This is a genomic window from Alcaligenes ammonioxydans (genome assembly GCF_019343455.1).
Taxonomy (GTDB): Bacteria; Pseudomonadota; Gammaproteobacteria; order Burkholderiales; family Burkholderiaceae_B; genus Alcaligenes; species Alcaligenes ammonioxydans.
Genome location: NZ_CP049362.1, coordinates 3,312,430 through 3,325,828 on the forward strand (window position 1 = coordinate 3,312,430; position 13,399 = coordinate 3,325,828).

The following is a 13,399-nucleotide window of genomic DNA, read 5'->3' on the forward strand; positions in this document are numbered from 1 at the left end:
TCCGACCTTTTTTTCTTGCTTTTCTTGGTAATCAACAGGATTTAACGTGGACTTCATCTTAAGTCAGAACAATCTTCTAATTTTAGCAATTGCGGTGCTTGCCGGCATTATGCTGTTAATACCCAGCTTTTTCAAAGGCCGTGCCGGGCGCGCAGTTTCAAGCTCTGAAGCGGTACAGATGGTAAACCAGAAAGACGCTATTTTGATTGATCTACGTAGCGCCGATCAGTTCAAGACCGCGGCAATTGCGCAATCGCGCAACATCCCGGCTGCCGACCTTGACGCCAAGGCCAACAGCCTGCCCAAAGACAAACCTGTCATCCTGGTGTGTGAAACTGGCCGTAGCGCCCAACGCAGCGTTGCGGTTCTGCGCAAACATGGCATTGAGCAGGCCTACACACTGGAAGGCGGTATCCAGGGCTGGATGCAGGCCAGTCTGCCCGTCAAAAAATCGTAAGCTCTCCTTCTACGAGGCTCTCATGGCAAAAGTCACGATGTACTCCACAATGGTGTGCCCTTATTGTGTGCGCGCTGAAATGCTGCTCAAACAACGCGGCGTCACCGAAATCAATAAAATCCTGATTGATCGCGAACCGGAACAGCGCGCCCTGATGATGGAGCGTACCGGTCGACGTACGGTTCCCCAAATCTACATTGGCGACACCCATGTAGGTGGCTACGATGATCTGGCCGCTTTGGACCGTGAAGGTGGTCTGCTGCCTTTGCTGGCTGCCTGATTTTTTTTCTAACCATTTTTTTATCCCATAGGATCACCCATGGCCGACCAGAACAACACAGCCGCTGAACAAGAAGCTCAACAACCCAGCTTCAGCCTGCAGCGCACCTACATCAAAGACCTGTCCATCGAAATGCCCAATGCCCCCCAGATCTTTCTGGAGCAAGAGGCCCCTTCCGTGGAAGTGTCCATCAATGTGGGCGGCCAGCGCCTGGCTGACACGGTTTACGAAAGCACCGTGACCGCCACAGTGACCACACGCATTGGCGACAAGGTCATGTACTTGGTGGAAGCCACCCAGGCCGGTATTTTTGAAGCTGCCAACATTCCTGAAGAGCAGCTCGAGCCCTTGCTGGGCATTGTGTGCCCCACCATGCTGTACCCATACTTGCGCGCTGCCGTGGCCGACGCCATCAACCGTACGTCCCTGCCTGCCCTGCATCTGACGGAAGTGAACTTCCAGTCCCTGTACGAGCAGCGCCTGGCTCAGCAACAGGGCGCAGCCCAAACTGACGGCCAGCCTTTGCAGGCCTGATGATGTCAAACGCGCACACTCCTGTTCGTGTCGCAGTCCTGGGCGCAGGCAGTTGGGGCACGGCGCTGGCCGCCCTGGCCAGCCTCCAGGCTCCCACGATGGTGTGGGCGCGCAAATCATCCACAGCTCATGCCATCGGGCAGGATCATCGCAATCCCGCCTACCTGCCCGATGTCCTGCTCCCCGAATCGCTACAAGCCAGCGACAATCTGAAGCACGTCATGGATTTCGCACTGGCCGACGATACCGGGCCCGCCCTCATCATTCTGGGTGTGCCTGTTCGTGGTCTGGCACAGACCTGTGTGGACCTGGCGCAGCACTTGCCCGCCACACGCCGTCATCCTGTCCTGTTGGTCTGGACCTGCAAAGGCTTTCATCAGGAAAGCGGTTTACTACCCCATCAGATTGTGCGCGAAAGCCTGCCTGAGCGCCCCTGGTTAGGCCGGGCCGTATTGTCTGGTCCCTCTTTCGCGCTGGAAGTGGCCAAAGGCCTGCCTGTCGCCCTGACCCTGGCCTGCCAACCCGCCTCCATGGCGGACATCGCCCTGGCCGCTCTGCATGGCAAGCAAGCCCGCCTCTACACCAGCACCGACATGATCGGTGTGGAAGTCGGTGGCGCTGTCAAAAACATCATGGCAATTGCCTGCGGCATTGCCGACGCACTGGGCCTGGGCCACAACGCCCGTGCCGCCCTGATTACCCGAGGCCTGGCTGAAATGCAGCGTCTGGGTGTCGCTCTGGGCGGTCACGCAGAAACCTTCTTCGGACTGGCCGGTCTGGGAGATCTGGTCCTGACCGCGACCGGCGAGCTCTCCCGCAACCGGCAAGTTGGCCTGGCGCTGGGCGCCGGAGAAAGCCTGGACAGCATCCTGGCCACCGGCATTACGGCCGAGGGGGTACGCTGCGCCCGCGCGGTTCTGGAGATGGGCAAGGCGCACCACATTGAACTCCCCATTACCGCCGCGGTCTGCCAGATTCTGTTTGAACAGCTCTCCCCGCGTGAAGCCGTCCACGCCTTGCTCACTCGCGAGGCCAAGCAGGAAGGCCATTAACCCCGCTTGCCATCTGGTCTGGCTTCTCCTTGTCAGGCCGGCGGTCAACCGTCTTTTTATTCAACATCAAAACAATGTCATTGCTTGCTCGTTCTCGTGATCTTCTGCTCCGCTCCGTGCTGGGGCTGGCCTGCACCGGTTTGCTGGCGCAGGCTGCTCAGGCCCAGTCCAGCTGGCCTGAACGTCCCATTCAGATGGTGGTGCCCTTCCCGGCAGGCTCCTCGCCTGACGCGCTGGCCCGTGCCATTTCCGAACCCCTTTCCCAGGCCCTGGGGCAGACCATCATTGTGGACAATCGCCCGGGTGCAGGCGGCAATATCGGCACCCGCTTTGTTGCTCATGCCAAGCCCGACGGCTACACCCTGCTGCTGACCATTAACGGCCCCATGGTGACGGCTCCCACCCTTTACAAGACCTCGCTGGGCTACGACCCGCTGAACGATCTGCAGCCTGTCTCCATGATTGGCACCAGCCCCAACGTTCTGGTCGTACCGGCTGACTCACCCGCCAATACAGTAGAGGAGTTCATTGCCCTGGCCAAATCCCGCCCCGGTGAATTGAACTACGGCTCTGTCGGCCCCGGCAGCTCGGCCCACCTGGCGATGGCCATGCTCGAGCATGCCGTCGACATCAAGCTGGAGCAAATCCCCTACTCCGGTTTTCCACAAATTCTGACGGCCATTATTGGCGGAGACATTGACGCCGCCTTCATGGTTCCAGGCATTGCCATGCCGCAGGTTGAGGCTGGTAAAGTCAAGGCATTGGCCGTGACGTCCCTGCAGCCCAGCGAATTGCTGCCGGACTTAACCACCATGGCACAAGCCGGTCTGGAAAACTTCGAGGCAATCTCCTGGGATGCTTTCTTTGTCCCTCACAACACCTCGGAGGATGTCGTCAAACGTCTGAACCAGGAAATCACCACCATCTTGCAACGCGACGATATCAAGGCCAAGCTCAAGGCCTTTTACTTTTCGTCCGAACCCTCCACCCCCCAAGCGCTGACGGACAAGATCGTGGCCGACAAAGCTCGTTGGGATGAGGTGATCGAACGCCTGAATCTGTCGCTGGAATAAAAGCCTCGACTCATTCCTCTGCAAATGGCCCTGCGAACCTCTTGGTTGCAGGGCCATCTTTCTGTGGATTCGACCACCATCACGCACAGTCCGTCCAAGCTCAACGGACTGTGCCGCCTCACTGCCAGCCCCATGTCATGGCGAAGCAGACCAGCCCCCCTTTACACCCCGCCCTCATAGCCTGCCTGCCGCCAGGCCTCAAACACACAGACCGCCACCGCATTGGACAGGTTCAAACTACGCTGCCCAGCCAGCATGGGCAAACGAATCCGCTGCTCCTGAGGAAACAATGCAAGCTGTTCGGCCGACAAACCTGCAGTTTCACAACCAAACACAAACACATCACCCGGCTTGAAGCTTTGCTCCGCCAGCAAATGGCTGCCGCGCGTCGTCAGAGCAAAAGCCCGATCGGCCGCGGTGCCGGTGGCGCGCAACGCCTCTTCAAGGCTGTCATGCACCTTGACCTGGGCCCATTCGTGATAGTCCAAGCCGGCACGGCGCAGCTTGCTGTCCTCAAGCTCAAAGCCCAAAGGCCGTACCAGATGCAGGACACAGCCTGTATTGGCCGCCAGACGAATGACATTGCCCGTATTGGGAGGAATCTCGGGCGAAACCAGGACGATATGAAACATGAAGAACCCAAAAAAACACAGAAAAGCCGCCAGCTGGCGACGCAACAGAAAAGACTAGAACCTCGTTGACTTCCAGGGCGCCCGAGCCGCGACCAAGGCATACACCGGGCCGGCGCCGGCCACACGACAGGCACGCGCCAGTGCATCCAGCGTGGCCCCCGTCGTCAACACATCATCGATGAGCAGCACGGCACGCCCGTCAAGCGGCTCCAGCACCTGAAAAACACCCCGCATGGCTTGCCTGCGAGCCTGACGCCCCAGAAACTTCTGGGCCACGTCCTGACGTGGCGACAATGCGACGACATGCAGACATGCCGCTAAACCCAAACGACGCGCTACGCGCTGAGCCAGCACGGCTGCCGGGTTAAAACCCCGACGGCGCAAGGCGTCGCGTTGTGAGGGAACCGCTATGACCCGACACCCATCATCCAGTGCTGGCCCGTAACGGCGCCATTGCTGCAACATCAATTCCGCCAGCACCGCTGCCACCTCCAGCCGACGGGAAATTTTAAACGCATGAATCAACATATCGCCAGGATGTTCATAGTCAAACCCGGCCACGGTGGCTTGCAAGGAAAATTGCCCCGCTCCGCAATCCGGGCAGGCCAGCAAGGCCAGGGGCGGCAAGGCCAGCGCACACCGTGGGCATCGCAAGTCATGAACCGGCCTGAGCAGGGCATGACGACACCAGGGACACAGCGCCCCGCTTGGTGAACGCAAGCCACACAACATGCAGGGGCGGGCCGGCAGGGGAAGCCCTACAAGACGATGGAGCGACTCGCGCCCGAACTGGGGATGCGCCATAATAGATCATTACCTTTCAGAGCCAGGCTGATCCGATCACAGCACAAGCTCCTGATCCACGCCAGCAACGTCCGCGCAATTATGTCCCAGTTACCTTCTTTGCCTATCAACTCCGCCCACGTCGAGCAGCAATTCAATCGCCGCGCTCCCCTGGATCACGCTCAGTTTCTCTACGGTGAAGTCGCCCAGCGGATGTTGTCCCGGCTGGCCTTGGTACGGTTACAGCCCACGCATATTCTGGATGCAGGCTGTGGCGCCAGCCACGCGCTCGAACCGTTACGCTCACGCTATCCGGACATGAAATACACCGGTCTGGATCGCAGCGCGAAGTTGCTGGACGTGGCTCGCGAGCGTTACCAGTCCAAACCCAGCCTTTGGCAGAAACTGCGCAATCAGCCTACCCCGGCTGCCAGCTGGATTCAGGCTGATATGGCCGATACCGGCCTACCGGCTGAAAGCCAGGAACTGATCTGGTCGAATATGGCCCTGCACTGGCACCCCGAGCCCCATCGGGTACTGGCCGAATGGAATCGTCTGCTCAAACCTGAAACGCTGGTGATGTTCTCCTGCCTGGGGCCCGGTTCTTTTGCCGAACTGCGCAGCGCCATGGAGCAGGCAGACCTGGGCACCAGAACGCTGGAATTCGTGGACATGCACGACTTTGGTGATCTGCTGCTGGAAAGCGGCTTTGCCGATCCTGTCATGGATCAGGAACTCGTCACCCTTACGTACCGCAGCGCCGAGAAACTGCTGGATGATCTGCGCCTGCTGGGCGGCAACCCGCACCCTCAGCGCAAGGCTAGCCTGAGCACCTTGCCCTGGCGTCAGCGTCTGCTCAATGCGCTGGAAAAGCAGCGCCACATGGACGGAACCCTGCACCTGAGCCTGGAAATAGCGTACGGACATGCCTGGCGTGCCCGCAGTCGCCGCAGCACTCATGGAGAGGTGAGCGTACCCATCTCCACCATCAGCCGCCGTCCCAAGCCTCAGGAATAGGCGGCACCCCCAAGCCCGTTCCAAGGATGGGCAAGCAGATGGGCCCTCTCTGACAAAAAAATGGTTTAGGGGTACACTTTTGCGGTTAGCCAAGCTGGCTAACAATGTTCTCAGGGCGGGGTGCAAGTCCCCACCGGCGGTAATGGCACAGCCTAGCCCGCGAGCGCCTGACCTTGTGTCAGGGACAGCAGACCCGGTGTGATTCCGGGGCCGACGGTATAGTCCGGATAAAGAGAGAACGGGATATCTTCACCCCTGTACAGGAGCCATCCTGTTGGGGGCTTGAGCTGTCCTGCTTCCTGCATGCCCTGTTTTTGTTGTCATAAAACAGGAAACCAACATGAACAGCATTACCCCAGCCAATCGTCTGGCCCCTCGCATCGCTTTTATTCAAGCTTGCTGGCACAAGGACATTGTGGATCAGGCCCGCCAGGGCTTTATCGACGAAGTCACCTCCTTGGGCCATGACAGCAGCCTGATCGACTTCTTTGAAGTAGGCGGTGCTTTTGAAATCCCGCTACATGCACAGCGTCTGGCCCAATCGGGACAATACGCGGCGATTGTAGCGGCGGGCCTGGTCGTAGATGGTGGCATCTATCGCCACGACTTTGTGGCCACCGCAGTCATTCAGGGCTTGATGCAAGTGCAGCTCAGCACTAATGTGCCTGTGTTTTCAGTCGTGCTGACTCCGCACCACTTCCATGATGGCAAGGAGCACCACGATTACTTCCATCGTCACTTTGTGATCAAGGGCCAGGAAGCGGCCCGCACGTGTCTGGATACCGTCGCCAAGTTGCAGTCCCTGCCTGTGGCACAGGTCGCCGCGCTCTAAACGACAAGGCGGCCTGTCAGGCCGCCCCTCCATCCCCCCCGGCCCGCTGCTCCTGGCAGCGTCGGGACAGACTCAAACCCTGTCGACCCCTATTGGGGCACGGCCCGTCTCAAGACTGGTTACGCTTGCGCGACGAGTCGATACCCAGCTGTTTGAGTTTGCGGTACAAGTGGGTTCGCTCCAGACCGGTACGCTCGGACACGCGAGTCATGCTGTGATTTTCACGGCGCAGATGATATTCAAAATAAATGCGCTCGAACTCGTCACGCGCTTCACGCAAGGGCAAATCCAGGGAAATGCTGCCCAACTGGGACTCATCCTGCTCGACCTCGGGTACGGTCATGGCAGGGGCCATGCCAGGCGCCATCGGCGCTGCCTCAGGACGACGCTCCCCACCCTGCACCACCGGACGAGCTGCCGCTGCCAATGTCTTGGGCGCAACGGTACGCTCCAGACCGGAAGCAACGGTCTTGAGCAAACGCTGCATGGTGATTGGCTTTTCCAGGAAATCCACTGCACCGATACGGGTGGCTTCCACCGCCGTATCCACCGTGGCGTGGCCGCTCATCATGACCACCGGCATATCCAGCAAGCCTTGGGAAGCCCACTCTTTGAGCAGACTGACACCGTCTGTGTCTGGCATCCAGATATCCAGCAAGACCAGATCGGGGCGGCCCCGCAAGCGTGCCTCGCGAGCCTGGGCGGCATTCTCTGCCAATTGCACGGTATGTCCTTCGTCGTAAAGAATTTCCGACAAAAGTTCCCGAATGCCGATTTCGTCATCAACTACCAGAATTCTGGCCATAAAACGTCACCTACGTGATTTTTACGCATTATCGTTTGCTCGCCGCCCAGAGTCCAGACGAATATGCTGGCCAGCAAGCCGGGTAAAGAGGATGGAAATGCGAGCCCCCCCCTCACGGCGATTGGAAACATCGATTCTGCCGCCGTGCTCCTCGATGATTTTCTTAACTATAGCAAGTCCCAGACCCGTGCCGGTGGGCTTGGTGGTTACGTATGGTTCAAAAACACGCACCAGCATCTGCGGATCAAAACCCGGCCCGTTATCTGAGACCACAAAACTGACCGTCGTAGCCGAGTCGGAACCTTCTACGCCTGCAATCATGGTTTTAACAAATACATGCGCCTGGTCAAGTGATTGATCCTGGGCAGCGGCTTCCCGAGCATTGGCCAGCAGATTATGAATAACCTGACGCAACTGTGTGGGGTCCCCCAGGACCATCGGCAAATCCGGGTCCAGTTCCACGTCAATCGCCACACTGTAACCGTCGTCCCGAACCATGCCTTCTTCCGGGTCCCAACCATATAAAGTCAGCACTTCGGTAATCAGCTCGTTCAGATTCAAAGCCTGCATCTGAGTGGCGGGCTTGCGGGCATACTCACGAAAATCCTCCACCATCTTTTTCAGGGAGGCAACCTGGTTGACGATGGTATTGGTGTAGCGCAGCAGCATGGCCGCATGCACCTCGTCCAATTGCGATTCCAGCTTCATGGCCAGACGTTCGGCAGACAGCTGAATAGGCGTTAAGGGGTTTTTGATCTCGTGCGCCAGGCGTCGGGCCACTTCGCTCCAGGCCACCAGACGGCTGGCAGAAATCACGTCAGTAATGTCATCAAACACCACCAGATAACCCGTGGGCTGGCCGTCGACCCGCAGCAAGGTGCCCCGAGCCAAAACGGTGACGATAGTATCACGCGCCTCATTGCCTTCTTTCATGTCCAGCTCAAACTGCTGCTGCCAATAAGGATGATCGGACCCCATGGCCTGATGCGTGGAAAACGCTTCGCGTATGACGGATGCAAACGTCAGCGCTCCGTCCAAGGTCTCCAGCGGGCGACCTTTTATGGAGCGCAAATCCACTTGCAGGATTCGTTGCGCCCCTTGGTTGAACATGGTCACGCGAAACATTTCGTCAAAGGCCAACACCCCGCTGGACAGATTGCTGAGCACTGACTCCAGATACATATTGGAGCGCTCCAGCTGCAAGCGATTTTTCTCGACCATGCGGCGCGCCTCATCCAGTTGCCGGGTCATGGCATTGAACGAGCGGGTCAACTGGCCGACCTCGTCCTTGGCGGGCGGTTCAGGCAAGGCCCGGTAATCCCCCACCCCTACCGCCTGCGTCCCGGCAGCCAGCGTCAGCAATGGGCGCGTCAGACGGCGAGACAGGGCCAGGGCTGCAGCCACAGCGGTAAACACCGCCAGAATCAAGGCCAGTGTCAAGGTGATGCCGTAGAGCTTGCGCAAGCCCTGACGGGACAAAGCCAGCTCCTGATAATCCCGAAACCCCTGCTGGACCTGGTTGGCATTACGGGCGATCTTGTCGGGCACAGGCTGGATCACCTGCAGCCAACGCGAGTCCGCCGTACCGCTCAGGCTTGCTGTAAAACGGTTGGGATCGGCCAGCGGCAGCACCGCCCGCAAACGCAAGCCGGTCGACTCTGCCGGCACACCCCCCTCGTCCAGGCCATTGTCATGTACCGGGGCATCATCATCCACTTCAGCCGCCGCGTAACGACCCGAAATACGCAACTGATTCATTACGCTGGAAGGGGGCATGTCCGGTAGCAAGGTGTCATACCGTGAGGACGAAAAGGCAATCAAGCGGCCATTGCCAGAAAACACCATGGCTTCGGTCACACCGCTGTTTTCCCGCAATGAGATCAGCAGACTGCTGTACTGGGCGCTATCGGCTTTATTCAGCGCCGCCACCATTTCCTGGGCGCGGCCTTCCAGCTCGCTGAGCTGCGAATCCAGAGCCGCCCGCCCCAGACTCAGCCCTGACTCCAAGGCCGAATCCACTCGTACGTTGAACCAGGACTCGATCGAGCGCGACATGAACTGCACCGAGAGCAGATAGATCAGCGCACCCGGAATAATCCCGATCAGTGTGAAATAAAAAGCAAAGCGCGCCGTCATGCGGGCCCCAAACTGGCGCCTGCGTATTTGCCTGAACAGGCGAATCGTCAGCATCAGCACCCAGGAAATCAGGGTGGCCGCCAGCACGCCGTTGAGCACCAGCAAAAGATCATATTGCTGTGCGTAGCGCGAGGCGTTGCCTGTTGACCAGACCAGCAGCGTAAACAGCGCTAACGCGCTGACTCCCGCTCCAAACAGAGCGGTACGCAAGATCCAGCGGATCAAGGTTGGGGCTCGTCGACGGAGACGGAAAAGGAAAAGGTTTTCCATGGGGTGGCCAATGTCCAGGCAGAACTATTGATGGCATCCACTTGAAAGGGGCGAGCCAGCAAGGAGGTATCCAGGCGCAGACGCACACGACCCTGGTATTCCTGGTCGCGGTCCAGATCCGCCACATAGGCAACTGCCCAGCCACGGATATGGCGCAGCATGGCCAGTGCATCATTCATGGAGGATTCGGGCAAAGACAGGTCCCCGGTTCCCACACGCCACTGTCGGGTTAACGCGTTATACACAACCCGCCAGGTTTGTTGTTCTTTAACAACATTTTTATCAAACCAATACCAACGGGGCTGAGCCAACTCAACTTCAACCGTGAAATACAGCGGCACCCCTTTCTCGGCAGCCGTCCGCAACTCCGGACTGAGTTCGAACTCGATATCCGCGTCGATATACAGCTTTTCGTCCCGAATATGGGGCTCGACCTTGACGACCCGCTCTCCCGACGTGGCAACCGGCACAATCGTATTGGCCGAGCTGAGCGCGCAGTTGAAAATCAGCAGAAAAGACAGGAAAACGCGCCACATCGTGATTAACCGCAAAAAGGACAAAGTCAGAGCCCTAATTGTGACAAGTCAAACCGGGCGCGTAAATAAGGCATAGAAAAAACCGTCGCCATCTGCCAGAGATCGTCCTGCAACGCCGGGCAAAATCTGGCCAGGAGAGTCCAAAAGCTGCGCCTCAGGATGACGGGCCAAAAACGCCTCGACCTGTTGCTGACCTTCGGCCGGAAAAATCGAGCAGGTCGAATACAACAAATGTCCACCTGCTCGCAACGTGGACCACAAGGCATCCAGTATAGAGCTTTGCAGACGGGCGGTATCGGCAATGTCCGACTCGCGGCGCAACCAGCGAATATCCGGGTGACGACGCACAATGCCCGATGCCGTACAAGGTACATCGGCCAAAATCGCATCAAAGGGCTGACCATCCCACCATTGGGCCGGACGCGCCGCATCACCCCGTTTCAATTGAACCTTGTCGCTGGCCAAACCCAGACGACGCAGGTTGTGATCCACACGCTCCAGACGCTCGCCGTCCGAGTCCAGGGCCAACAAGGAAACATCCGCCTGCTCCAGCAAATGAGCGGTCTTGCCACCCGGAGCCGCGCAAGCATCCAGCACGCGCATGCCATCCTTGACCGGCAAAAGCAGACCGGCTTGCTGAGCCGACCAGTCCTGCACCGACCACCAGCCCAGATCAAAACCCGGAATCGCCTGAACCGGCATGGCCTTATCCAAAGTCACCGCGCCAACTCCAGGACTGCTCGACGCAATCCCGGCTTCAGTTAGCACCGCCTGCAAACGCTCTACCGAACAACGGCGCTGATTAACACGCAGCGTCAATGGACCGGGGCGGTTGGCCGCTTGCAGCAAGGCTTCCCAATCACGCGGATACGCGCGACGCAATTCCTTGACCCACCAGCCGGGGTGATTCCAGCGTGCCTCGGGACGGCTCTCGACCTGAGACAAGATCATCTTGCGCTCGCGCGTGAAGCGGCGCAGCACGCCATTGACCAAACCCTTGGACAGACGCAGCGCAGCCTGACTGTCTGCCGCTCGCACCGCCTGATCCACCACGGTATGGACGGCATACACTGGCACATCCGGGCGATCCTCAAACGCCTGGGCATCCTCCTGCACCCGCATGGCCGTATCCAGCAAGGCCAGCGACACCATCAGCAGGGCATCCAGCCAGCTATTGCTGGGCTGGCGCGGCACCAGCGTGATACGAATCTGACGAGCGTGGCCCAAACGGCGCAGGACATGAAAGCTGACAGACTGCACGGCCGCACGCGCCGCGGCGGGCGTCGCGGCCAGGCTTTCAGTCAGGGATTTGCCGGCCAGCACGCCTTCAATATTGCGCGCGCTCAGCAGCATGACTTCGGACAGGGGCAAGGAGGGGGAAAGATGGGTGTCGGACACAGAACAACCGCTAGAAAAGAAAAATATGACTGCGACTGTAGCACTATTTACCGCATAAACCGGGCTCAAACACACAAGATCCGCACGCATCGGGGCACGGGACGGTAAAATCAAGCCTATTTCCCAATTTCGAGCCCTCAAGCTCCAGAAGGACCCTCTATGAGCGCCCCCAAAGTCGGATTCGTGAGCCTGGGTTGTCCCAAGGCCCTGGTCGATTCTGAACGTATTCTTACTCAACTGCGCACCGACGGCTATCAGATCACCCCCAGCTACGACAATGCTGACGTGGTGGTGGTCAATACCTGTGGCTTTATCGACAGCGCCAAGGCCGAATCGCTGGAAGCGATCGGCGAGGCACTGGCGGAGAACGGCCGCGTCATCGTCACCGGCTGCATGGGTGTGGACGAAGGACTGATTCGCGAGGTCCATCCCTCCGTGCTATCAGTCAGCGGCCCCCAGCAGTATGAGCAGGTATTGCGCGCCGTGCGTGAGGCCGCCCCGCCTTCGCTGGATCACAATCCTTATATTGATCTGGTGCCTCCGCAGGGCATCAAGCTGACCCCACGTCATTACGCCTATCTGAAAATTTCCGAAGGCTGCAACCACAGTTGCAGCTTCTGTATTATCCCTTCCATGCGTGGCAAGCTCGTCAGCCGCCCGGTAGGCGAGGTACTGGGCGAGGCCGAGCGTCTGGTCAAAGCCGGCGTCAAAGAACTGCTGGTCATCTCCCAAGATACCAGCGCCTACGGGGTGGATATCCGCCAGCGTACCGGCTTTTGGAATGGCCGCCCGGTCAAGAGCAGCATGGTGGAACTAAGCGCTGCCCTGTCCGAGCTGGGCGCCTGGGTGCGTCTGCACTACGTCTATCCCTATCCACACGTAGACAACATCATTCCCCTGATGGCCGAAGGCAAGGTGCTGCCCTACCTGGACATCCCTTTCCAGCACGCCAGCCCCTCGGTGCTGCGCGCGATGAAACGCCCTGCATTTGAGGACCGCACCCTCTCGCGTATCAAGCAGTGGCGCCAGGACTGCCCGGATCTGACCATACGCTCGACCTTCATCGTTGGTTTCCCCGGCGAAACAGAGGACGACTTCCAGTACCTGCTGGACTGGATGAGCGAGGCGCAACTGGATCGCGTGGGCTGTTTCCAGTATTCGCCCGTCGAAGGCGCACCGGCCAACAAACTCGATGGCATCGTCCCTGACGAGGTCAAACAAGAGCGCTGGGAACGCTTCATGGAACATCAGCAAGCCATCTCCACCGCTCGCCTGGCTGCCAAGGTAGGCCGCGAGATGGATGTACTGATCGATGAGATCGACGAGGACGGCGACGCCGTAGGCCGCTCCAGCGCCGACGCCCCCGAGATCGACGGCAACGTTTTCATCACCAGCGCACAAACCCTGGAACCCGGTCAAATGGTGCGCGTGCGCATTACCGACTCCAGTGAATATGACTTGTTTGGCGAACAGGTTTAAGCGCTGACCAGCCCCGATGGCTCAAGCAGGCCCGTGTCACTCTGATGACACGGGCGCTATACATCAAGCTGCCCTTAACCGTCCCGTACTCTTGCCCAACTGTCCCCGCCCCAAC

The 13,399-nt window shown here is 58.9% G+C and carries 14 protein-coding genes and 1 riboswitch; of the genes, 8 read left to right on the forward strand and 6 right to left on the reverse strand.

Features of this window, described 5'->3' with window-relative positions:
* The first annotated feature begins 109 nt into the window (after positions 1–109).
* The 5 genes from FE795_RS15150 (at position 110) to FE795_RS15170 (ending at position 3,396) form a co-directional block, all read left to right on the forward strand.
* Positions 110–457: a rhodanese-like domain-containing protein gene (locus FE795_RS15150; RefSeq protein ID WP_237714429.1), complete on the forward strand. Its 348-nt coding sequence runs from the start codon at positions 110–112 to the stop codon at positions 455–457.
* A gap of 22 nt (positions 458–479) precedes the next feature.
* A complete protein-coding gene (gene grxC, locus FE795_RS15155) occupies positions 480–737 on the forward strand; it encodes a glutaredoxin 3 (protein WP_003802150.1) in 258 nt (85 codons plus the stop codon).
* Positions 738–776: 39 nt separating this feature from the next.
* A complete protein-coding gene (gene secB / locus FE795_RS15160) occupies positions 777–1,271 on the forward strand; it encodes a protein-export chaperone SecB (protein WP_003802152.1) in 495 nt (164 codons plus the stop codon).
* On the forward strand, positions 1,271–2,323 hold the full coding sequence (locus FE795_RS15165) for an NAD(P)H-dependent glycerol-3-phosphate dehydrogenase (RefSeq protein ID WP_003802154.1): 1,053 nt from the start codon (positions 1,271–1,273) through the stop codon (positions 2,321–2,323). Before secB ends, FE795_RS15165 begins: the two co-directional genes overlap by 1 nt.
* 74 nt (positions 2,324–2,397) lie before the next feature.
* Positions 2,398–3,396 carry a Bug family tripartite tricarboxylate transporter substrate binding protein gene (locus FE795_RS15170; protein WP_003802156.1) on the forward strand — a complete coding sequence of 333 codons (999 nt, stop codon included), beginning with the start codon at positions 2,398–2,400 and terminating at the stop codon, positions 3,394–3,396.
* A 161-nt stretch (positions 3,397–3,557) separates the two neighbouring features.
* Here the strand turns inward: FE795_RS15170 and FE795_RS15175 are convergent, their stop codons facing one another.
* Together FE795_RS15175 and FE795_RS15180 are read right to left on the reverse strand one after the other, a co-directional pair.
* Positions 3,558–4,028: a tRNA (cytidine(34)-2'-O)-methyltransferase gene (locus FE795_RS15175; protein ID WP_219235185.1), complete on the reverse strand. Its 471-nt coding sequence runs from the start codon at positions 4,026–4,028 to the stop codon at positions 3,558–3,560.
* 54 nt (positions 4,029–4,082) lie between these two features.
* The gene (locus FE795_RS15180) at positions 4,083–4,832 is read right to left on the reverse strand and encodes a ComF family protein (protein ID WP_230406213.1); all 750 of its coding nucleotides are present in this window, start codon (positions 4,830–4,832) and stop codon (positions 4,083–4,085) included.
* 81 nt (positions 4,833–4,913) lie between these two features.
* Between FE795_RS15180 and FE795_RS15185 the strand changes: the two genes are divergently transcribed.
* Together FE795_RS15185 and FE795_RS15190 are read left to right on the forward strand one after the other, a co-directional pair.
* Positions 4,914–5,828, forward strand: a complete 915-nt coding sequence (locus FE795_RS15185; RefSeq protein WP_059318214.1) for a methyltransferase domain-containing protein — start codon at positions 4,914–4,916, stop codon at positions 5,826–5,828.
* 102 nt (positions 5,829–5,930) lie between these two features.
* A riboswitch (FMN riboswitch) is annotated at positions 5,931–6,072 on the forward strand.
* 96 nt (positions 6,073–6,168) lie between these two features.
* Entirely contained in the window at positions 6,169–6,660 is a 492-nt protein-coding gene (locus FE795_RS15190; RefSeq protein WP_003802166.1) for a 6,7-dimethyl-8-ribityllumazine synthase, read from the forward strand.
* Positions 6,661–6,769: 109 nt separating this feature from the next.
* Here the strand turns inward: FE795_RS15190 and FE795_RS15195 are convergent, their stop codons facing one another.
* The 4 genes from FE795_RS15195 to rsmB are packed head-to-tail and all read right to left on the reverse strand — an operon-like array spanning position 6,770 to position 11,760.
* Positions 6,770–7,465 (reverse strand): response regulator, encoded by a 696-nt coding sequence (locus tag FE795_RS15195; protein ID WP_003802167.1) that lies wholly within the window; start codon positions 7,463–7,465, stop codon positions 6,770–6,772.
* Between the two features lie 21 nt (positions 7,466–7,486).
* Positions 7,487–9,823, reverse strand: a complete 2,337-nt coding sequence (locus tag FE795_RS15200; RefSeq protein ID WP_165477574.1) for a sensor histidine kinase — start codon at positions 9,821–9,823, stop codon at positions 7,487–7,489.
* Entirely contained in the window at positions 9,823–10,407 is a 585-nt protein-coding gene (locus tag FE795_RS15205) for a DUF4390 domain-containing protein (RefSeq protein ID WP_003802169.1), read from the reverse strand. The genes FE795_RS15200 and FE795_RS15205 overlap by 1 nt, the downstream gene beginning before the upstream one ends.
* 48 nt (positions 10,408–10,455) lie before the next feature.
* Positions 10,456–11,760 carry a 16S rRNA (cytosine(967)-C(5))-methyltransferase RsmB gene (gene rsmB, locus FE795_RS15210; protein WP_059318336.1) on the reverse strand — a complete coding sequence of 435 codons (1,305 nt, stop codon included), beginning with the start codon at positions 11,758–11,760 and terminating at the stop codon, positions 10,456–10,458.
* Positions 11,761–11,964: 204 nt separating this feature from the next.
* Between rsmB and rimO the strand changes: the two genes are divergently transcribed.
* Positions 11,965–13,284: a 30S ribosomal protein S12 methylthiotransferase RimO gene (rimO, locus tag FE795_RS15215; RefSeq protein ID WP_059318213.1), complete on the forward strand. Its 1,320-nt coding sequence runs from the start codon at positions 11,965–11,967 to the stop codon at positions 13,282–13,284.
* Positions 13,285–13,399 lie beyond the last annotated feature (115 nt).